This window comes from Gordoniibacillus kamchatkensis (genome assembly GCF_000829455.1).
GTDB lineage: Bacteria > Bacillota > Bacilli > Paenibacillales > NBRC-103111 > Gordoniibacillus > Gordoniibacillus kamchatkensis.
Genome location: NZ_JXAK01000009.1, coordinates 99,074 through 118,853, shown reverse-complemented (window position 1 = coordinate 118,853; position 19,780 = coordinate 99,074). Strand labels below are relative to the sequence as shown.

Genomic DNA, 19,780 nt, shown 5'->3' with positions numbered 1-19,780 from the left:
TGTTTCATAATATGGAGTTCGAATCAGCAGGTGTTGGCCGTATAAGTCAAGTCCTTTCGTATGCCTCAAACAATTCAATGCAATTTCCCGCTGGATCATCAATCAGTATTTGCTTACCGCCGTTTCCCCTGACTATGTCGTTTCGAAAACGTACATGTGCAAGGCGAAGGTTGTCGACCAAAGTGTCAAGATCGTCAACGTGAATCTGAATTCGATTCCAGCCGCCCGGTTCAGGATTCGTCCCGTCAGGCATTGCTTGCCCCGCCCCACCGGCTCCAGGGGCATTTAGCAGCAGTCGCAGATCGCCGCGCGAGAGCATGGCGAAACCTGGCGAAGGATTCGTTACCGCATTGAAACCGAGGTGCTGGGTGTAAAACGAAACTGCCGCTTTGACATCATCGACGATGTACCGTACATTCACTGTACCCATGATCATCCTCCTTATATTGGTTTGTAATTATGAAGCTGTACATTTTCAGAAGCAGCCTTATTCCGGTATTTTTTTGCCAGATCACTTTTATCCCCAACGTCTCTAAATATTAGTATAAAATCGCTGAGCAAAATCAAGAGAAGGACAATGCCCGTTATTCCATATAGTGCAATGATGATAGCTCGAAACCTTTGCGTTCTTGTTACTTCCACATTTACAACGAAGTTAAGCGATACTGCGGAAATGATCAGGAATAAGAAGACCAGCATATAATCGAACATAGTAGGAGGCATCTTTTTCCTCCATTCCTATCGAAGATGGCTCGGCTTCTATAAAGAAGCCCTGCTCTGCGGGCTCCTTATGATGGTTTCGCGAGGCCATCAGTCTTCCTTGCTATGGATATCGATTCCCGAAGCAGCATAATAGCAAGTACCGGATGAAGAGCAGCTACATATCCGATTCCGGACGGTAACTTAGCGATGACCGCCATCAAAATGATGATGCCGATCAATCCTGCGCTACGCAGGCGAATAGCAAGCGGCAGCCGAGCGAAGAAAGAAATCACGAGTATCAGGATCGAAACAATGATCAGCAATCTGGCAAAGCTGCATGGCTGGCCCACTCAGCCGAATTCCAAAACAGTGCGAGACCGGCAAGAAATACCTGGATCAAAATACAAATCGCCAATATCCTTACCATTGCCTTAAACACCAAACGCGCTCTAACCACGAGCGGTGAAAGATTGGTTATTTCCGCCGCGCGATCCCCGCCTTCAGGTTCACTGCGGTTTACGGACAGGTTGCTCATCTTTGAATCCTCGCTTTCGTTAAAATAAGATCGGTCGGGTATTCCATATGAAATCGTTCAATTGCTTGCTCGGCTTCAGGATTTTTGTCGTGCTTCCGTCATACTCAATTGTTACGGAAAATCCACCTCCCCCTCCCTTTAGCGCCGAGTTCAAATGGCGCTCCCTCAATCGGCATCGAACACCATTCAGCTCATTTCTTCCGCTTTCATTATTACGTTTTCCATGAAAATGATCCTCCCGTTCACTTATCCTTTCTTGTTCTTCGCGGCTATTTCTCTCGTTTCTCAGTCAGTTTAAACAATAAATGTCGAGAACTTATGCAGATCTTCCTCTTTTTGTGTGGATTTCTTCAAGAACGTGTTAAATCACGGTATAATTTTCGGTAAGTCGTATATTCTCGCACTGGATGCAGACTAAACTGGAAAGATGGGATTGGAATGGAACCGAAATTGCTGCTTGTGGAGGACGAACCGGGCATGTTGGAGGAGATGCACACCTATTTGCAACGTGAAGGGTTTCGAGTATTGACTGCCAGTACAGGCAAGGAAGCGCTCGCAATTGCCCGGTCTGAACGGCCTGATCTCATCGTGCTGGATTGGATGCTCCCCGAGAAAAGCGGCATCGACGTATGCCGCGAAATCAGGCAAACGTCGCATTGCGGCATTATTATGGTCACGGCCCGATCGGATGAATCGGATAAGATCGTCGGTCTGGAAATCGGCGCGGACGATTATTTGACGAAGCCGTTCAGCTTGCGCGAGCTCGCTTCGCGCATCCGAGCTTTACTTCGCCGCATGCGCGGACCTGAAGACAGGTCGATGTCCTTGGAAAGAGATAACCTGATCATTTCCGAGGCCAAATGTCAAGTATTCAAGGACGGCCAGGAGGTCCAACTGACACCGACGGAATTCAAAATATTGTACACGTTGGCTGCGCGTCCCGGTATGGTTTTCAGCCGATTGCAATTATTAAAAGCCGCACTCGAGGACGAATATATGGGATACGAAAGGACGATGGATTCCCATATCCGGAATCTTCGCCGCAAGCTGGGAGACGATCCGGCCAATCCTCGTTATATTCAAACGGTATACGGTTTCGGTTACCGATTCGGTGAACAATCATGACACTCACAGTACGCCAAAAAATATTTATCTGGATGGGACTGCTCGTTTTTATTATCGGCGGCGCTCATGCTGTAACCAAACAAGTTTACATGGAATCTTTGTTCGATCAATTTCGTAAGGAAGAAATCGGTACATCTTATTTGAATGCACCGCCCGAGGAACAAATCGAGATCTTGAAGACTTACGTTTCAGATAAGATGCAGAAATTTTGGCTTGGAAATTGGGTCTTTTTCGTAGCGACCGGCCTATTTTTCAGTTTATGGATTTCAGGGGCGCTGACGATCCCGCTTCGAAAGCTCGTTGCCGCTATCGAACGCGTGGCACAAGGGGATCTGGACGTGAACGTCCCTGTCCAAGCCAAAGACGAATACGGTAAAGTAATTCAGACGTTCAACGATATGACGCTTCGCCTCCGGGAAGCTGAGGACGCCCGCAGGCGGCTCGTGGCTGATGTCGCTCATGAGCTTCGAACTCCGCTGTCCATCATGCAGCTTAAATTAGAAAATGCTCAACAGACCGGTCAATACGTCCCTCAGGAAATGCTGCTTAGACTCCATGACGAAGTGATCCGCTTAGGCCTGCTTGTGGAAGATCTTCATGTCTTGTCGCTCGCTGAGGCGGGCCGGTTGGCATTGGATTGCAAACCGCTCGATCTGTCGGCAAGACTTGAACAAATCGTTGATGATGTGAAAATGGAGGCTGAGGAGAACGGACTGGAAATACTATTCTATTCGAACACGAGGCCGGTAACAGTGATGACTGACGCGAGACGGATCACGCAGGTGTTCATCAATTTGTTGACTAATGCAATCCGTTACACGCCGGAAGGCGGAAAGATTTCGATTGTAATCGAAGACAAGGTCCAGGATCGGGATGCAGTCTATACATGTGTCTCGGTGACAGACACCGGCATCGGTATTCCAGCCGAAGAGCTGGCCCACCTATTCGATCGTTTTTATCGCGTGGAAAAGGCCCGTTCGCGGCATACAGGCGGAACGGGGCTCGGATTATCGATCGCTCATCATTTTGTCAGAGCCCACGGCGGGTTCATCCGCGTCGCGAGTGAGCCTGATCAAGGCACGACATTTACCGTTTATTTGCCTTTGGGTAATGATATTTAAGTGATTCAAGCGGAATTGGCTCTCCGTCTCCGTGTAAATGAGACCTCCCGCCATGCCGTCGCAATAAGCCGAGATGAGTAAAAAATGCCTCGTTCTCCTTTTATGGCGTACGAGGCATTTTCTTATCGGCAGATCTTTTTACTTAAGCGTTGTGAGCAGACGACTCACGACCTCGCCGTTCGTGTTCGTGAAAGCTTCGTAAATGCGGAACGTGAACGGAATTTCCAGCTGATTGGTCGCCGCATTGAGAGCTATTTCGTTCGATCCGTTAATCAGCGCGTTAACTCCGGTCAAGCTCAAATTTTGCATACTGCCGATAACACGGCCTTCGGAACCCACGACATCGATTTGCAGCTTCGGCGAAGAGGCGTCGGCGACGGCTTGCGGATCTTGTTGAATGTCGAGATTCAGCTTGATTTTGTACGTATAGACGCCTTGGTAAAAATTGGCGCTGGCCGTCCAATAGTTCATCTTCAGCTTGAACGGGTACAGATTCAGCTCGGTCGCTTGCGTCGTATCGTCCGTCTGCGCGTCGGCGCGCAGCGAGCCGATCACCGATTTGTACGGCTTGATCGTCTGCGCGTCGAGAATGTTCAGCTGTAGTTCGGTGCTCTCCTGCGATTTCGGCACCGAGAACGAATACGATACCGTCGTAGCTCCGCTCGGAATGACGCGCTGCGCTACGTTCGTCTGGCCGTATCCGGCATAGACATAGCCGTCGGCGCTGACAAGCTCAGTCGCGAACGACGGTACCGGCAGCGGATGGTCACTCTTGTTGAGCAGCTTGAATTTCGCGATTGCGGTTTTGAAGCCGTCGTTTTCGTTATCCTGAACGTGCAGTTCAACGAGCGACACTTCCATGTTCGGGTGAATGATTTTGTTCAGCTTGTCGAACGTTAGCGGCGTTCCGAGCTTGTATTTGGCTTCGTTCGGGGCCGTGGCGGCGGCCACCGCGGTCGGCAGCACAACGTTCAAGCGGCCGACGTTGAACGTCTTCTGGCCGTCGGCGCTCGCATATTTTTCGACGGTAAGGACGTTTAAGCTTTGCAGCACGCTGTCAATGTCGGTCTGGATGGCGAAATGAATGTAGCGCTTCTCGCCGCGTCCAGCACGATTGGGCCTTGCTCCACAAGTTGCCCGCTGAATACGTCTGTCGCCGATTTGCCGTCCATCGCCAGATCGGGCAGCGCTTGCCGTTCGGCTGTCGGGTTCTCGACGAGCACTTGCACGACGTTGACCGGCGTCTTGTCGTTGAAGTCTCGGGTCAGATCGACCGGCTTGTAGACGAGCGGAGAATTCAAAGACGGCAGAGTAAAGCTTTCGCCCCATTTCTTCCTTGCGTTCGCGTCGGAAATGGCCGTCTCCGCGCCTTTCCAAGCAATGCCGGACATAGGAACGTCCAGCATACGCGTCTCTTTCTTCGGATATACGTACAGGTCGACGTCCACCCATTCGACGCCGGTGACGTTCACCTCATCCGTACGGTCGATCGTCAGCAAATAGGTAAGTTCCCGGGACGCTTTGGCGTTTACGGAAGGCACGTTCGTTGCGCTCGGCTGCAGCGTATACTCGGTGCCGTCCGCCGTCTTCAGGCGCAGCTCGTAATCCGGCACGCGGGTCAGCTTGCCGGACGTATTCGTTATGCGGATCACCGCGCCGAGCCTTGTTCCGTCTTTTACCCGTTCGTTCAGAACGCTCTTGACTTCGACTTGCAGCACATCGTTCAATGCGTACGATGGCGACTGAACAGCCGTAACGGCCGCCCCCCCGTCGGCGAAAGCGGCGGGAACTGCTGAAGAGGCTATGACAGCGGTTAGAAGGGCGGTTGCGAACGTTACTTTCACATATTTTCTCACGAATAAGTTCTCCTCGGGTTATTTCGACACCTGTACTTTATCTTTATCCTTCAGCAGATGCTGGCCCGTTACGACGAGCTGCTCGCCTTCCTTGACGCCGCTCAGCACTTCCTGATTCGCATCCTTCAAACGTCCGAGCCCGATTTTGCGCTTCTCGACATGATCGCCGCTAACTACAAACACGTACGTATCGCTGCCTTCGCGAACGACGCTTAACGTCGGAATGGCGACGACATTCTGGTCCTGAGATTCGGTGAGCAGCACTTGCGCTTTCGTGCCTGGTCGGATGTTGCGCTCCGGATTCGGGACTTCCAGCTCCAGCGAATACGCCTTCGTCGTAGCGTTCATCACGTCGGCCAAGTAGCTGACTTTCGCTTTCGTCTTATCGACGACGCCAGGTATATAGAACGTCAGCTCCTGCTTGCCGCGCACGAGCTTGGCGGTCTCTTCGGTGAGCTCTGCCTTGATCTTGACCGGATCGAGCTGCTGAAGCGTGCCGGCGCGGAAGCCGGGTTGCACCGTCATACCCGCTTCGACGCCGAGATCGGTTACGACGCCGCTGACCGCTGCTTTGACTTCGACATTGCCGAGAGCGCGGTCAGCCTGCTTCAAGCTGACTCCTGCCAGCTCTGCGGCAACCTGCAGCTGTTCGAGCGATTTATTTGTTTCCAGCGCTTGCAGTTTATCGCGTGCGCTCTGCAGATCGAGCTTCATATTGTTCAGCTGCGTTTCAGCTTGATCGACCTGCTGTTTGGCGGCAAGTCCGGCGTCATAATCGTTGCGCAGCTTGTTGTAGGTCTTCTCCAAATCTTTGACCGCTTGCCCGAGCTTCGCAACTCCGTTGCGGGCATCGGTTTTGCTGTTTTCAATATTGTCTTTAGATATGCTGTATTGCAGCTCCGAATTGCGTCGGTTCAGCTCGGCTTGATCGTGCTGAAGCTGTACGTCCGTCGGATCGATGCGGAAAATCACATCGCCTTTGTTCGCATATTCGCCTTTCTTCTTGACGATTTCCTGCACATCGCCGCCGGTCTTGGCTACAATATCAAGCTGGACGGCAGACACGACGTCGGCCACTTGCTCGAGCGGATCGGCTATGACCAACTTGGCGATCGGCTGCACCCGTACGGCAGGAATTTGCTGCTCCTGCGCAGCCGCCTGCTTCTCGGGCGCCTTTGCGCATCCGGCAGCAAGCGCGGCCGCCAGAACAATTGCGCCAAGCAGCTTGGTGCCGCGCAGTCCGACAGTAGCCAGAGGTCTTTTCATTTGACTCTTACGACGCATTTTCATATGTTTTTCTCCTTTATCCCCTCAACTGTATAGAAGTTGCGGCCTTCTCGCCGGCGGCCGGTTCGCTGTTCCTGTGAAACATGCGGTGCACCCGCCCCTTGAACGCCTCGATAATTTCATAGACGATCGGCACGACGATCAGCGTCAGCAGTGTGGAGGTGGTCAATCCGCCGATAACGACGACCGCGAGTCCTTTGGAAATAACCGTCCCTTTCGAGAATCCAAGAGCCAGAGGCAGCAGCGCGATGATCGTTGCGCCGGCCGTCATAATAATAGGACGAAGACGAGTGACGCCCGCCTCAAGCAGCGCTTCTCGCACGCCATAGCCCTGCTCGCGCAGCTGCTGCACGCGGTCGATTAAGACGATCGCGTTCGTAACGACGATCCCGATCAGCATCAGGAAGCCGATCAGCGCCGTGGCGTCAAGCGTCAGACGCGTAACGAGCAGGCCGATCAAACCGCCGATCGCAGCGAGCGGAAGCGAGAACAATATGGCGAAAGGCGCGCTGGCATTGCCGAACGCGAGTACCATGATCAGATAGACGATAAAGATCGAGGCGCCCATAGCCAGGAACATTTGGATGAAGCTCTTTTGAATATCGTCGGAGGCGCCCTGCAATTCGTGGGTGATGCCCGGCGGGAGCTGCAGCTGATTGAGCGCGGCCGATACTTTGGCGCTGACGCCGCCTTTGTCTTTGGAATCGATCCTCGCATTCACCTTCAGCGTCTGGCTCTGCATCTCGCGGCTTATGGAAACTGGAGCTTGCACCTCCGCGACTTTAGCGATATCGCTCAGCTTAATGACCGCGCCGGTTTGCGTCTTCATCGTAAAATCGCCGATAGCTTTGACGGAATTTTTGAACGAAGGATCGATCATGACTTTCGTTTTGAATACAGTGTTGTCGAATTTCATATCGCCCAGTTTCTCTTCGGCGATCCAGCTATGCACGGTGCTTAGCACTGAGCCGGAACTTGCGCCGTACTGTCTGGCTTTATTTTCGTCGACGGTAATTTCGATTTGTTTTTTCATTTCCGCCATGCTATCTTTAATGTCTTGCAGCTCGGGGAACTCCTTCATTTTCTCCTTGACCATTTGCACGGCTTGCATCAAATACTGCTCGTCGTCACCCTTCAGCGCGTACGAGAAATCGGCGTCGCTGCCCGTCGGGGCTCCGTTGGAGAACGTGTCTCCCTCCACCTCGGAGCCTTTCGGCAATTCCGCCTGCAGCTTCTCCTTCCATTCCTTGGCGGTCTTCTTTGCATCGACTGATTCATTTGCTTCGGCGAACATCGTCGCCGTATAAGCGATACGATCGGTTTGGCTGACGTTGCGAAACGCTCTTTGGTCATAATAACCGACGAGCGTTTCCACGTAATGGAAGACTGGCTTACCGCCGGCGTCCTTGTCGGACAGCATCATTTGCTCAAGCTGCTTCGACTTTGCGTCCATCGTCTCGAAGGAAGTCTCCTTCGGCATCTTGATATTGAAATACATTTGCTTCTGTGCCTCGTCGCCTCCCATGACAGCGACAGGAAGATTCGGCACCGTGACGACGCAAGTTATCATAAACGCCAGAAAAGCCAAGAGCAGCGTTCTCTTCGGACGAGCCAGCGTCCAGTTCATGATGTTTTTGTAACGGCGAATGATCGGACCGACCCGATTCTCGTCGTGGTGCGGCAGCCTCTTGGTGCGGAGCACGAGCAGCTTCGCCAGCATCGGGATGACGGTAAGCGCGACGAGCAGCGACGACAAAATCGCACAGACGATCGTAATCGCAAACGGAAGGAAAAAGGAGCCGATAATGCCGGTAACGAAGGCGAGCGGACCGAATACGCCTACCGTCGTAATCGTGGACGACGTAATGGCGGACGCCACCTGCTCCGTCGCGAATTGGATGACCGACTCGTGGCGCTCCTGGCGTTTCACCAACTGGCTGTATATGTTCTCGATGACGACAATGCTGTCGTCGACGACGCGCCCGATTGCGATTGCCATTCCTCCAAGGGTCATAATGTTGAGCGAAGTGTCGAGCATAGCCATAAGCATCAAAGTGATCAAAAGCGAAAGCGGAATCGAAACCAAAACGATAAGCGTCATCCGAACGTTTCTCAGGAAGAGCAAAATCATAAGCGATGCCAATACGGCTCCCATGATGCCTTCTTCCAACATGCCATTAACCGATTCTTTAACGCCATCCGCCTGGTTGTAGATCGATAAAAATTTCACGCCGGGCAGCGTCTTCTCCCAGCCTTCCATCAGCTTATCGGCAGCAGCGGCAAACTCGACCGCGTTAGCTTCGTTCGTCTTGTACAGCAGAACGCCGATTGCCGGCTGCCCGCTGAGCCGGGCATAGTAAGTCGCTTCGTTGATCGCTTCCACTTTGGCGATTTGCCTCAGCACAAGCGTATCGCCTTTCGGTGTCGTCAGAGGCATGTTCTGCAAATTGTACACGGTATTGATCTGGCCTTTGATGCGCACCATTTCTGTATTGCCGTTAAAATCAACCGTACCGGCGGGGCTGGAGACGAGTGCCGACTGCAGCATGCCGACCGCTTGAGCCGGCGTAAAGCCGTAGTTGCTCAGCGCGCCCGCGTCGAGCTTGATCGTCATCGTCGCTTCGGCGTTGCCGACGGAGACGACGTGGTCAATGCCTTTGATCGAACCAAAGCCCGGCAAAATCGTATCTTTGTACGCCTTATCCAGGTCGGTCTGGTTCATGCCGTTTTCGCCGTATACCGCCAAATAATAAATGGGAGCCGAGGCGAATCCCGCCGTCATCACCTTCGGCTTCTGTGCGCCGTCCGGCAGCTTGACGCCCGAGATCAGGCTCTCCACATCCTTCTTGATGTCTTCCGGCTTCTGGTTGCCTTCCAGTGTGATAAAAATGGATGAGATGTTGTCGTCTGAAGATGATATCAGATTTTGCAGCCCGCTTATGCCGGCGACCGCCTTCTCAAGCGGCTTTGTCACCTGGTCGAGCACGTCGCTTGGCGGAGCGTTATACTGCGTCACGACGGCAACGAAAGGAAACGAAATGGCCGGGAACTGTTCGACTTTCAGCGAAGATGCCGAATACGTTCCTCCCCCGATGAGCAGCAGGATGAGGATAAACACTACCGCCACATTTTTCATGGCAAAATTCGTTAATTTCATCATCCGTTATTTTCCTCCACTCTGCGTTCCGATTGCTTTGTTGCTTTTTGCATCATTCAATTCTTGTTCTTCGCGGCTGTTTCTCTCCTTTCACAGCCAGTTTAAACAATAAATATCGAGAACTTATGCAGATCTTCCTCTTTTTGCGTGGAATTCATCAAGAAGTTGTTAAAGCTCTGTCACTTTCCATTTCCGCTTCAAGTTCGACAAAAATGATTAGCAGTAAGCGCATTAATGAAAAAAGCCGCGATTTTCGCGACTTTTGGTTTGAACGGGCAAAAAAACACTTGTATTATAAATATAAGTTTATGAAAGCTGGTGATCCGTTTGTTTTATTGGATAGCGCTGATGATGACCGCCGCAGATCAAATTACGAAGTTGTTCGTGCGTGCCTGGATGCAGGTCGGAGATACTTATACGCTTGTTCCGGGGATAATTCAGTTTACGTATTATGAAAATTCCGGGGCGGCCCGCAGTTTATTTCAAGGTTACGGCAGATTATTCGGTATCGTTGCGGTAATCGTCATTATTGGAGTTTTATTGTACCGAAAAAACAATTTCCCCAAGAGGCGCTTCCTGGATATCGGCCTGGCTTTTCTCGTTGCAGGAGCGGCCGGTAACGGATTGGAAAGACTGCTGTACGGAAAAGTAACGGATTTCCTTGTTTTCGGATCCGGACACGGAATCCTGAATGTGGCGGATTTGTCCATCAACGTCGGCGTGGTTACCATTATCTTGCATCATCTCCTCTTCGCCAGAAGCCCCGTACAAAAGCAAGTGCGCCCTTGACAGACGGCACCTCGCCCGGGGCGGCCACCGTCCCTTCCTTCTCGCTGCTCTACGCTGAGTCCCCTGCTTGCGGTCTTTTCAGCGGCAAGATAACATTTTGAGCCCTTTTTCGGCATACAATGTCGTTGACCTCATTTAAGGAGGCGATGACGATGCCGGCTGGAGCCGATTTGCCTGTTTGGGAAGAGCACCGGTTTTGGCTGGAAATACTGGACGATCATGCGCACTTCGTGCGGGATTACTTGTCCCCGGAAGAGGCAGGATGGGTGTCCATGGCGCAATCCTTTATCGGTGAATTCCGGCGCCTCCGCGAGCGGCTTGAGACATTGGGACGCGATCTTCCGCTGTCTTCCCCGCCTATGATGCAATTTGCCGTTGAAAGTCAATCGGTGTCGGCCGGCTACTACCGGTTGGAAGGCCATTTACAGCATCTTCGAATATATAACCGGATCAATCTGAATTTAACCCCTACTTTTCTGAACGGCACCTTGAACGAAAATGCGGAATATTTGCGGCTGCTTACTTTTTTCGTTCGGGGCGAGCAACCCGTTCCGCTCCCGTTGAGTGCGCTGCTGGATTTGTGGTTGGAGGATCAGCTCGGCCATGCTTTGCTGCTGGCCAATATTTTGGATCCCGCGGAAATTCCGCTCATCAATCGAGTGCGGAAAGCGATCGACGAATTTCAAGCGCATCTCGTCAAAAATCAAAACATAAAGGGATTCTTGCGCTTCACGCCGCCCAATTTTCCGCTCCAGCTCCGCTTTGCCGGACAAGTCGCACGCTCGGTGACCGATTTCTACGTGCTGGTTTACGAAGTTGTCGGCTTGTACAAAGACTCCGAAGTGCTAAACCGAGCGACGCTTCGTTTTTTGGAGCATCACATCCCGGAAACGTGCTATTTTCTGCGCAAATTGACGGACTTTACCCGGGATTTTCCGATGATCGCCGACTGTCCGCTCACCAAACCTTCGTTTAGCGGATAATACATCGAAGCGGCGAGAAAGCAGGTGAGGAAATTGCGGGACAAACAGCAGCCGAGCCCGAATCATGAATGGAGCTCGTTCAACGAACAGGCAAACGAAGTGCTCGGAGAACAATTTTGGCACGATATCGCCGGTCTGATTCCCAATACCGGACCGCGGATCGATGTTTATTACACTCCGAATACGGTAGTAGTTGTCGCCGAGCTGCCCGGCTTGCTGCGCTCCGATCAAATTTCCATTCGCCTGGAAGGGCAGTCTTTGGTGTTAGAAGGCGATCTGCCTCGCCTCTATCCCGCTACCGATAAGCAAATCACCCTGAAAGAACGCTTTTTCGGAAGCTTTCGCCGGTCGCTGCCGATGCCGAAGCCGGTTGCGAGAAATGACATCCGGGCCAAATACAGCCAAGGCCTGCTTATCGTCGAATTGCAAATTGAACAGCACGAGCAGCTTACCCATATCCCGATCGATTTCTGAAGGCTGCGAAGGTCATCCTGCCTGCCCTCTTATCATATAAATAATAGAAATTTGGCGGCAAGGTGATGAGAAGATGGTGCGAATCCGTTTCCAACAAATCCAAATCGGGACGATATCCAACTCGTCGGGGGTTTTCTCCGGAAGCAACCAGCAGTGGGGATATAAGCACAGCGGCAAGCAAAATCAAGCCTTCGGAACGGTTGACGGAATGCGCTGCTCCGTATCGGACATCAAAGCCGCGCTGAACGATCGCGACAATATCGACACCTTGACGGAAACGCCGGATGATTCATGATTCCGTGGTTTGGTAAGCGGAAAACGAGGCAAGATCAGCAACAAATTAACGATTTGGAAGCCCGCCTTCGGGAATTAAGCCATCAAATCAGCCGCATGGAGAATGCGCTCGATCGTCTTGCCGACCAAACGCCACGGATTACGATCGAAACGGTCCATATTCATCAGCCGGTTCTGGAAAAAATGGAATACCGCTTGGATCGTCTCGATATTGAAACGCTGAGCGGCGCCTTAAATTTGGGAAACAATTTCGGCGTCAAGCCGAATCTTGACTCATCCAAGGAACAAGCACGCCCTAAACCAGATCATTCCCAAGCGACTCCCCCGAATCGCAGCAAAGAAAGCGACGCCACTCCTCCCGTCCGGCCGGCGCGTGACGGAGAAGCAAGCTTTAGCCGCACCCCTTCCGGCTTCCGTCTGACTCAAAAATGATGCAGTGTGCGCACCCCCTGGATCGGAGGTAACGGATATGCCATCCTTTATGTCGCCGCAATTTGTGATCGGCTCCATTCGAATCGGTTCCATTACGAACGCTTCATGCATGAATATGGGCAACAACTGGCCTGCAGGTTTCGAGAGCCACCAGAAGCTTACCCAAGGCTTCGGTTCCGTCAGCGGAGACCGGAATGTCGTTTCCGGCATTCGCTCCCTTTTGAACGATTCGGATTTTCTGGATATGCTCAACATTTCCGATTCCGAGGCGCCGGAATGGCTGCAAAAGCTGATCCTCTCTGCGGGAGAAGTGTCCGATGCACCGCCGGACTTTCCTGTTGACGATAAAAATGCGCGGGTTTAAGCGAAGGAGGGGTATGCGTTTGTCTACATCTCATCAACAAGCAGCGGTCATATTTAACAAGCTGGTCGTAACGAACATCGAGGATGCTTCGGGTATTTTTATCGGTACCAATCAGGCGTTCGGGTGGAGCACTTACCATAAATCGAATCAAGGTTTGGGGAGTCTGAGCGGGACGACTCTGACGAATGCGGTCAGTGTCTTGTACGACCAGGACGTTATTGACGCAGCGGTTGACGATGTCAGGTATATCGCATTAACGGATGCGGCAAATAACAACCAGCAGTGTGCGGTCCAATTTCAATCCGTTAACGCGAATGCGGTTTCGACCGTTTCGGCTATTGGCCTTGGCGACAATAAACAGCTTGGCTGGAGAAGCTCCCGCAAAATCAATTACGGCACCAGCAAAAACGTCGGCAGCAACTGGCTGCGCCGGTTCGCCGGCCTCGTTATGGATAACGATGCGGTCGATGCGCCCGTTCACATGGAAGGAAAGATCGTCGAGCGCACCGGCGGAACAGAACCGAATATCCGAATCGTACAGAAGCCCCGAACCGAGTGAGGCAGCGAACGCCTGTGACGGCGAGCTGCGAAAATAACCGGAACCCCCGAAATGGGCCGGAATACTTTATGGTAGGGAAGCTTTACTGGAGGTGGCGGTTTGGCTGTTTTTATTTCTTTGGCAGCAGGAGCGATTAACGTTAATTCTTTGAACAGAGGCAGCGTCATTTCCGTTGGGGAAATATCTCAGCCGGGATGGAATCAAACCGGCAAAACCAATTTTGGCAACGGGCAATTGTTCGGTTCCAACGTTGAAGCCAACTTCTTGTCCGGCATTATCGACAACGACTTGGTCGACAATCCCATCGTCGAGATCGTACCCGCCAACTCCTTGCAAAATCAGGCCGTTTGACGCTTGGGGCGGATTTCAACGGCTACGCTATAGCCGCGTCCGTTTTAAAACCGGCCCGAGCGAAAAATCGAAAACAGCAGCCACAGCAGCATGAACCCGGCTACGAACAATCCGATCTCGACCGTCGGCACGTTGACCAAGTAGCCCGGATTTCTGCCCGCCAGCGAGGAACCGATCAGGAGTCCCGTCATGATGATGCTGAAGGAAAGCAGCACGATGCTGAACGAGATCCGGTTGCCGATCCGGTCCAATTTGCGCAAAAACAAATCCAGCTCGGGAACGCTGATTTCCAGGCGGACGTTGCCCTTCCTCAACATGGAAAGCAGCACTTTCGTGTGCCGCGGCAAGCTGACGAGCAGTTCTCCGTATTCGGCGACGTCTTTCAGCAGATTTTTGCCGAAATGGAGCGGATGAAGCCTCTCCCTCAGCAGCCGCAAACCGAACGGTTCGGCCATATTGACGATGCTGAGGCTCGGGTCCAGCTGCTCTACGACCCCTTCTACGGTCAGCAGCGTTTTGCCGAGCAAAATCAAATTGGCAGGAATCCGGATTTGAAACCTGTACGCCACATCAAACAGGTCGTTCACGATGCCGCCGATGCTTACCTGGCTCAAAGGCACCCCGTAATATTTCTCGCGCAGCCTCTCCAGGTCTTCGCGAAGCGCGGCCATATCCACGTCGTCGTCGATCAAGCCGATCCGCATAATGGACTTGATGATCCCATCGGTGCTTCGCCGCATCAATGCGATAATCAGGCTGGAAAAATGGTACTTCATTTCCGGCGTCAGGCGCCCGACCATGCCGAAGTCCATAAAGGCGACAATTTCCCCCGGCAGTATCAAAATGTTGCCCGGATGAGGATCGGCGTGAAAAAAGCCTTCGACGAAAATTTGATGAAATAGGGATTGGATGAGCCGCCTCGCGATTTGCTGGCGATTATACCCTTTTTCCTCAAGCAGCTCGGGCTGATTCAATTTGATTCCTTCGATATATTCCATCGTTAATACTTGCTTCGTCGTATACGCCCAATAAATTTTCGGCACGTAAATAAGATTGTCGCCTTTAAATTGGCTGGCGATTTTCTCGGCGTTTTTCCCTTCGTTCGTATAGTCCAGCTCGCTGAGCAGCGATTTGCCGAACTCCCGAATCATGTCCCGGATTCGAAATGTGCGCGCCCATTCGAAGCGGCTCTCGGCCAGCTCGGCCATTTGCTCCAAAATTTCCAGGTCGGTGACGATCGTCTCGGCAACGCCGGGCCGCTGAATTTTGACGGCGACCCGTTCGCCGCTTTGCAGCAGGCCGACATGAACTTGTCCGATTGAGGCCGCGGCAAGCGGGGCTTCCTCCAGCTTGGCAAACACCGCGTGGATCGGCAGCTGCAAGCTCTGTTCGATAATGTCCGAAACGTGCCGGAAAGGAAACGGGGGCACCTGATCCTGAAGCTTTCCTAGCGCCGCAACAATGTCTTCCGGCAGCATATCGGGCCTTGTGCTGGCAATTTGCCCGAGCTTAATAAAAGTGGGGCCCAAATCCTGGATGACGCACCGGATTCGTTCCCCTATCGATTTTTTCTCGATTGACACTGCCGCTGCCTGCCTGAATACCCTGACCGGCAGCTGCCACAGTTGAAATAGCTCCGTCTCTTCTACAATGAACCCGAACCCGTTCCGGGCCAAGGCCAGCGCGATATCCCGGTACCGCTGCAAATGGCGAATCCGTTTGCCGATCATAGGCTTAACTCGGTTGTTCCAGCTTCTCGACGCGCTGTTCCAGTCTTTGCAAATCTTCTTTTGTAGCGATATTCATTTCGCCCAATAGCCGCTGCAATTGTTCTTTGATCAGCCGCCTCAGCTCCGCCTGCTCTTGCTCGCCCCGCTCAATGAGCTTCACAACAAGCTCCCTCGATTGTTCCGGGGCCACCTCGCCTTTTTTCATCGAGCTCACTCACATAGCTTTCGATCTTGTCCTTGCTCACCATCGTGATCCCGATTCCGAGCGAAAATGCTTTCTTGATCCAATCGTTCATCCTCATCGCCCCAAACATCGTTGATGCCTCAAGGATTCCCAATTCGCCCGTTTAATATGTCTCCTTCTTATACTTCTTTGTCCGCTCGTCCTCGATGACCCCGCTCCAATTCAAGCCGAAGGCAAAATCATACGTATTGCCCTCGGTATCGACATGGCATTCCATATCGTGCGCAACGTCCTCGAACTGTTCTTCCACCGTCTTCATATGGGCCGGCATTTGCAGCGGGAGCAGCCCGGAAGGCTCTGCGGAGCCTGTCAGCACTTCCATGACCGCCTGCACCTGTACGCCGAAGTTAACGACAATCGCGTCGACTTCAGCTTCGAATTCCGCGACGACGGTCGGATTGTTCAACAGCAGCGACACTATGACAGGCTTGCCCTTCAGCTTTTGTTTGGTCGTCAGCACAGCGTCCAGATCGGACGTATTTTCCGGCGTCACCGATTTGCCTTTATAGGAGCGGTTCAGCACATCGTCGGGCCGCGAATCGCCGGCTAGGCTGATTTCGCGGGCATGATCCGCCGTATAGGTTCCGTACTGGAGGCTCAGCGGAACGTAGCCGTTACCGCCGCGGTCCGCATCTTCCTGCGAATACCCGGTTCCGGATTTCGGGCTGCTGATGAACACGAGTCCGAAGTCCGCCTCATCCGGATTGTCGGTGACCCGGAAATACTTGCCCACGATCTCCAGGCTGACCGGGTACTCCCGCTTCTCGGGAGTCGGGTTGCCGAACCAGTCTTTGCCCGCAGGGGTGTACCGCTTCGGGATATAGACGGTCAGCTTTTGCCGAAGGGGCAGCAGCTGATTTTTATTTTTCAGCAAAACGATCGATTTCCGCTGCGCGTCAAAGCCTTCCTTCATAAATGCAGGGTTGCCGGCCGTTTCGGCGCTTTGTTCGGGCTGCAAATACGGGTTCTCGAAAAGGCCGAGGCGGAACATGTTTTTCAGGAGGCGCACCGCCGATTGCTCGAAACGGCTGCGCATATAGGCTTCGCCATGCTCGGCAACGCCTATTCGGTACGCCTCCAGGACAGGCTCGATCTCGTTGTTGCCGCCGAACTGGTCGACACCGGCCATCAGCAGCTTATAGTGGCGCTCGGCGACCGACAAGCCTTCTACCCCCCACGGCTTGCCGCTCAAAAAGCTGTCCTTGCCGGCCGATTCGTCCGCCGTGACGAGCCAGTCGGTACAGACGACGCCGTCGTAGCCGTATTTGGTGCGGAGCAAGTCGCGGATCAAATAGCTGTTGTAAGAATTGCCTACATTTTCTCCGTTCACCGTATCCTGACCGACGGAAACGGTATAGTACGGCATGACCGCCGAAGCCATTCCTGTCTTGCCCTCTAATTGAAAAGCGCCTTCCGTAAACGGCTTCAGATGCTCGTCAAAATTGTTGCCCGGATACACCGCATATTTCCCGCACGCATAGTGCGCGTCGCGTCCGCCTTCGCCGGGGCCGCCGCCCGGCCAATGCTTCACCATCGCATTCACGCTGTCATAGCCCCAGCCGCCGGCAATTTCACTCTCGCCCTTCGAGGTCTGGAAGCCGTCGACGTAAGCGCGCGCCATGTCGGCGGAAAGCTGCGGGTCTTCGCCGAAAGTTCCGTTAAAGCGGAACCAGCGCGGATCCGTAGCGATATCGATTTGCGGCGAAAGGGCTGTCGTAATGCCGAGCGCGCGGTATTCCTTAGCCGCGATTTCCCCGAAGCGCTCCGTTACTTTCGGATCGAAGGTTGCAGCCAGGCCGAGCGGCTCCGGCCACATCGAGATTTTGCCGCCTGCGCCTGCATTGAATTCCGCGCTTGCATCGGAACTGTGACGCGGATCGGAGCTGTTGTTGGCCGGAATGCCGAGCCCCGTACCTTCCGCAAAAGCTTGCACCTTGTTGCTCCAGCGTGCCGCAACTTCCGGACTTTCCACGGTCGTAACAAGCACGTGCCGCAAATGGTCTTTCTCCAGAAAAGCCCTTTGTTCGTCGGTCAGATCCCACGGCTTCGCGCCGCTTTCCTCATAAGGCTTCCCTCCGTATGTGCTGGCGAACCAGCCTCTGCTCCTGGCGGGAATCGACTGATGGCGGCTGTACAGCATAAGGCCGGCTATTTGTTCGACAGTCATTTTGGACGCCAGGTCTCGCGCCCTTTCTTCCGGGCTCAAGCGCCAGTCCTCGTACTTGTCGAGCTTGCCGTCGCGGCTTAAGTCTTTGAAGAACAGCCCGTCCTGCTGCAAAATCGAGACGCCCGACGCTTCGCAAAACCCGAGTGTCGGCCCGCCCGGATTATTCACGTATCGAATGGTTTCTTCTTTTGCAGAGTTTGCTTTGTTATTCACTTTGCATACCTCCTATAGGTTATAACGTTGTTTGCATATAGCCGCTCGTTTGCTTCTCGTCACCGGCCTCAGCGCCGACTTCAGGCAGCGGACGAACGGCTATAGCTCCGGCAACGGCGCAAACGGCGAGCGTTACATAGAAAAAGGACCAGCCGCCAATTCCGAGCAAAAGAGGGGCAATTGCCGGCACGATCGACTGCGGAAGCGCGTTGGCAACGTTCATCAGGCCGAAATCTTTGGCCGCGTCTTCCTTGCGGGGCAAAATCCGCGACACAAGAGCCATGTCGACGGCGGAGAAGCAGCCGAATCCGAGCCCAATAATCGCGGAAGCGGCGATATAGGCCGCATATTGCGGAACGAAACCGTAAACGAGAATGCCGACTGCCATAATTGCCGCAGCTCCATACAGGAACGGCTTCTGCTTGCCGTATTTGTCCGAAAGCACGCCGCCGAATATGCTGGTCAGCGCCATGCCGGCCATGGAAACAATGTTGATAATCCCTACGCTTGCCGTCGCTTGATTCTCGGTGAAGTGCATCCGGTTGACGAGCATAACGGTCAGGTACAAACTGCTGCAGTACCCCATCATCAGCAAAAATTTGGAAGCGACCGCCCAAGTGAACGTTGGATATTTTCTCGGACTCGGATAAATGCGGCTAAGCTTTTCGCCAAGCGGAACGCTCCTCTTCGCGCCCTGCTTCAGCTCGACCTTGCCGTCGCGGATGATGAACAGGCTCACGATCGGACCGGCAACGCCCAGACAGGCGAGCAGCGTCCATTTGGCAACCGAAGGAAACGAAGTCAGCAGCATCATCAGCACCATGCCGACCGTCATCGCAACCGGCAATATCAATCCGATCCAGCCGGATACCGTCCCTTGCTTGTTCACTTCCACCTGATCCGGTACAAGCGCCGTGTAGGCGGCCATAGCGAAGTTGAAGAACAGCTGGGCGATCGCCCAGCCCGCCATGACCTGCCAAGTTTCTTTGGCCAGACCGATCCAAAGAAGGGCCGCCGAGCCTACGGCCGATCCGATCAAAATCCACGCGCGGCGCCGTCCGAACGCAATATTCGTCCGGTCGCTGAACGCGCCGCCGAGCGGATTGCCGATAAGGGCAAAGAACGCGCCGACGCCTGACACGATACCGTAAGAGGACGTATAGCCCTTCGGATCGATCTCGATCATCTTGAAAGTGAGCAGCAATATGGCGGGCGTCATCAAAGCGAGCATCATAAAGCCGTAGCCGAGCATAATTCCGGACGTCAGTCGTTTCAAAGGAGTTTTTATTTGTCCGTTCACCATATTCCTTGCCTCCCAAGTACATGCTGGATTTTTGAAAACGATTTCAATTAAAATTATACATGAAAGCGCCTCCCGGATGAGAGGCGCTGAATTA

22 protein-coding genes are annotated in these 19,780 nt (G+C 53.1%); 10 read left to right on the top strand and 12 right to left on the bottom strand.

The annotated features are described in order from the left end of the window. Positions 1-46: 46 nt before the first annotated feature. The 4 genes from SD70_RS07410 to SD70_RS35840 all read right to left on the bottom strand — a co-directional run bounded on the left by SD70_RS07410 (position 47) and on the right by SD70_RS35840 (position 1,237). Complete coding sequence (locus SD70_RS07410) at positions 47-430, bottom strand: VOC family protein (protein ID WP_041046968.1); 384 nt, start codon at positions 428-430, stop codon at positions 47-49. An 11-nt stretch (positions 431-441) separates the two neighbouring features. Next, positions 442-723: a hypothetical protein gene (locus tag SD70_RS07405; RefSeq protein ID WP_041046967.1), complete on the bottom strand. Its 282-nt coding sequence runs from the start codon at positions 721-723 to the stop codon at positions 442-444. 65 nt (positions 724-788) lie between these two features. Next, positions 789-1,025 (bottom strand): hypothetical protein, encoded by a 237-nt coding sequence (locus SD70_RS07400; RefSeq protein WP_156157921.1) that lies wholly within the window; start codon positions 1,023-1,025, stop codon positions 789-791. After that, positions 1,019-1,237: a hypothetical protein gene (locus SD70_RS35840; protein ID WP_156157920.1), complete on the bottom strand. Its 219-nt coding sequence runs from the start codon at positions 1,235-1,237 to the stop codon at positions 1,019-1,021. The genes SD70_RS07400 and SD70_RS35840 overlap by 7 nt, the downstream gene beginning before the upstream one ends. Positions 1,238-1,675: 438 nt before the next feature. Here SD70_RS35840 and SD70_RS07395 point away from each other — a divergent pair, with 438 nt between their 5' ends. Both SD70_RS07395 and SD70_RS07390 read left to right on the top strand, forming a co-directional pair. Beyond that, the gene (locus SD70_RS07395; protein WP_041046966.1) at positions 1,676-2,362 is read left to right on the top strand and encodes a response regulator transcription factor; all 687 of its coding nucleotides are present in this window, start codon (positions 1,676-1,678) and stop codon (positions 2,360-2,362) included. Next, entirely contained in the window at positions 2,359-3,483 is a 1,125-nt protein-coding gene (locus SD70_RS07390; protein WP_041046965.1) for a sensor histidine kinase, read from the top strand. The genes SD70_RS07395 and SD70_RS07390 overlap by 4 nt, the downstream gene beginning before the upstream one ends. 138 nt (positions 3,484-3,621) lie before the next feature. On the opposite strand, the gene SD70_RS32935 is transcribed toward SD70_RS07390, so the two are convergent. From SD70_RS32935 to SD70_RS07375, 4 genes are read right to left on the bottom strand one after another with little or no spacing between them, the layout of a single operon-like run. Further along, entirely contained in the window at positions 3,622-4,536 is a 915-nt protein-coding gene (locus SD70_RS32935; RefSeq protein ID WP_052487142.1) for a hypothetical protein, read from the bottom strand. Then, on the bottom strand, positions 4,521-5,339 hold the full coding sequence (locus SD70_RS32930) for a hypothetical protein (RefSeq protein WP_052487141.1): 819 nt from the start codon (positions 5,337-5,339) through the stop codon (positions 4,521-4,523). Before SD70_RS32930 ends, SD70_RS32935 begins: the two co-directional genes overlap by 16 nt. 18 nt (positions 5,340-5,357) lie before the next feature. Further along, complete coding sequence (locus SD70_RS07380) at positions 5,358-6,629, bottom strand: efflux RND transporter periplasmic adaptor subunit (protein WP_231571089.1); 1,272 nt, start codon at positions 6,627-6,629, stop codon at positions 5,358-5,360. Between the two features lie 13 nt (positions 6,630-6,642). After that, positions 6,643-9,786 carry an efflux RND transporter permease subunit gene (locus SD70_RS07375; protein WP_041046963.1) on the bottom strand — a complete coding sequence of 1,048 codons (3,144 nt, stop codon included), beginning with the start codon at positions 9,784-9,786 and terminating at the stop codon, positions 6,643-6,645. Between the two features lie 324 nt (positions 9,787-10,110). Between SD70_RS07375 and lspA the strand changes: the two genes are divergently transcribed. From lspA to SD70_RS07335, 8 genes are all read left to right on the top strand, one after another. Further along, entirely contained in the window at positions 10,111-10,572 is a 462-nt protein-coding gene (gene lspA / locus SD70_RS07370) for a signal peptidase II (RefSeq protein WP_231571088.1), read from the top strand. Between the two features lie 152 nt (positions 10,573-10,724). Further along, complete coding sequence (locus tag SD70_RS07365) at positions 10,725-11,555, top strand: DUF2935 domain-containing protein (RefSeq protein WP_041046962.1); 831 nt, start codon at positions 10,725-10,727, stop codon at positions 11,553-11,555. 33 nt (positions 11,556-11,588) lie between these two features. Further along, positions 11,589-12,029 (top strand): Hsp20/alpha crystallin family protein, encoded by a 441-nt coding sequence (locus tag SD70_RS07360; protein ID WP_041046961.1) that lies wholly within the window; start codon positions 11,589-11,591, stop codon positions 12,027-12,029. Positions 12,030-12,102: 73 nt separating this feature from the next. After that, a complete protein-coding gene (locus SD70_RS07355; protein ID WP_041046960.1) occupies positions 12,103-12,324 on the top strand; it encodes a hypothetical protein in 222 nt (73 codons plus the stop codon). After that, positions 12,321-12,755, top strand: a complete 435-nt coding sequence (gerPC, locus tag SD70_RS07350; protein ID WP_041046959.1) for a spore germination protein GerPC — start codon at positions 12,321-12,323, stop codon at positions 12,753-12,755. Before SD70_RS07355 ends, gerPC begins: the two co-directional genes overlap by 4 nt. A gap of 37 nt (positions 12,756-12,792) precedes the next feature. Further along, positions 12,793-13,119: a hypothetical protein gene (locus tag SD70_RS07345; protein ID WP_052487140.1), complete on the top strand. Its 327-nt coding sequence runs from the start codon at positions 12,793-12,795 to the stop codon at positions 13,117-13,119. A gap of 19 nt (positions 13,120-13,138) precedes the next feature. Next, positions 13,139-13,678 carry a hypothetical protein gene (locus SD70_RS07340; RefSeq protein ID WP_041046958.1) on the top strand — a complete coding sequence of 180 codons (540 nt, stop codon included), beginning with the start codon at positions 13,139-13,141 and terminating at the stop codon, positions 13,676-13,678. A 99-nt stretch (positions 13,679-13,777) separates the two neighbouring features. After that, on the top strand, positions 13,778-14,029 hold the full coding sequence (locus SD70_RS07335; protein ID WP_041046957.1) for a hypothetical protein: 252 nt from the start codon (positions 13,778-13,780) through the stop codon (positions 14,027-14,029). Between the two features lie 44 nt (positions 14,030-14,073). Here the strand turns inward: SD70_RS07335 and SD70_RS07330 are convergent, their stop codons facing one another. The 4 genes from SD70_RS07330 to SD70_RS07315 form a co-directional block, all read right to left on the bottom strand. Next, positions 14,074-15,759 (bottom strand): ABC1 kinase family protein, encoded by a 1,686-nt coding sequence (locus SD70_RS07330; RefSeq protein ID WP_041046956.1) that lies wholly within the window; start codon positions 15,757-15,759, stop codon positions 14,074-14,076. 4 nt (positions 15,760-15,763) lie between these two features. Further along, positions 15,764-15,964, bottom strand: a complete 201-nt coding sequence (locus tag SD70_RS35835) for a hypothetical protein (RefSeq protein WP_156157919.1) — start codon at positions 15,962-15,964, stop codon at positions 15,764-15,766. A gap of 142 nt (positions 15,965-16,106) precedes the next feature. Further along, positions 16,107-18,383: a glycoside hydrolase family 3 protein gene (locus tag SD70_RS07320; protein ID WP_041046955.1), complete on the bottom strand. Its 2,277-nt coding sequence runs from the start codon at positions 18,381-18,383 to the stop codon at positions 16,107-16,109. Between the two features lie 19 nt (positions 18,384-18,402). After that, positions 18,403-19,686: an MFS transporter gene (locus SD70_RS07315; RefSeq protein ID WP_041046954.1), complete on the bottom strand. Its 1,284-nt coding sequence runs from the start codon at positions 19,684-19,686 to the stop codon at positions 18,403-18,405. Between the last annotated feature and the right edge of the window lie 94 nt (positions 19,687-19,780).

Coding starts and splice junctions, on each gene's coding strand:
- SD70_RS07410 (WP_041046968.1), bottom strand. CDS start 430: ATGGGTACAGTGAATGTACGGTACATCGTCGATGATGTCAAAGCGGCA.
- SD70_RS07405 (WP_041046967.1), bottom strand. CDS start 723: ATGCCTCCTACTATGTTCGATTATATGCTGGTCTTCTTATTCCTGATC.
- SD70_RS35840 (WP_156157920.1), bottom strand. CDS start 1,237: ATGAGCAACCTGTCCGTAAACCGCAGTGAACCTGAAGGCGGGGATCGC.
- SD70_RS07395 (WP_041046966.1), top strand. CDS start 1,676: ATGGAACCGAAATTGCTGCTTGTGGAGGACGAACCGGGCATGTTGGAG.
- SD70_RS07390 (WP_041046965.1), top strand. CDS start 2,359: ATGACACTCACAGTACGCCAAAAAATATTTATCTGGATGGGACTGCTC.
- SD70_RS07380 (WP_231571089.1), bottom strand. CDS start 6,629: ATGAAAATGCGTCGTAAGAGTCAAATGAAAAGACCTCTGGCTACTGTC.
- SD70_RS07375 (WP_041046963.1), bottom strand. CDS start 9,786: ATGATGAAATTAACGAATTTTGCCATGAAAAATGTGGCGGTAGTGTTT.
- SD70_RS07365 (WP_041046962.1), top strand. CDS start 10,725: ATGCCGGCTGGAGCCGATTTGCCTGTTTGGGAAGAGCACCGGTTTTGG.
- SD70_RS07355 (WP_041046960.1), top strand. CDS start 12,103: ATGGTGCGAATCCGTTTCCAACAAATCCAAATCGGGACGATATCCAAC.
- gerPC (WP_041046959.1), top strand. CDS start 12,321: ATGATTCCGTGGTTTGGTAAGCGGAAAACGAGGCAAGATCAGCAACAA.
- SD70_RS07345 (WP_052487140.1), top strand. CDS start 12,793: ATGCCATCCTTTATGTCGCCGCAATTTGTGATCGGCTCCATTCGAATC.
- SD70_RS07330 (WP_041046956.1), bottom strand. CDS start 15,759: ATGATCGGCAAACGGATTCGCCATTTGCAGCGGTACCGGGATATCGCG.
- SD70_RS35835 (WP_156157919.1), bottom strand. CDS start 15,964: ATGAAAAAAGGCGAGGTGGCCCCGGAACAATCGAGGGAGCTTGTTGTG.
- SD70_RS07315 (WP_041046954.1), bottom strand. CDS start 19,686: ATGGTGAACGGACAAATAAAAACTCCTTTGAAACGACTGACGTCCGGA.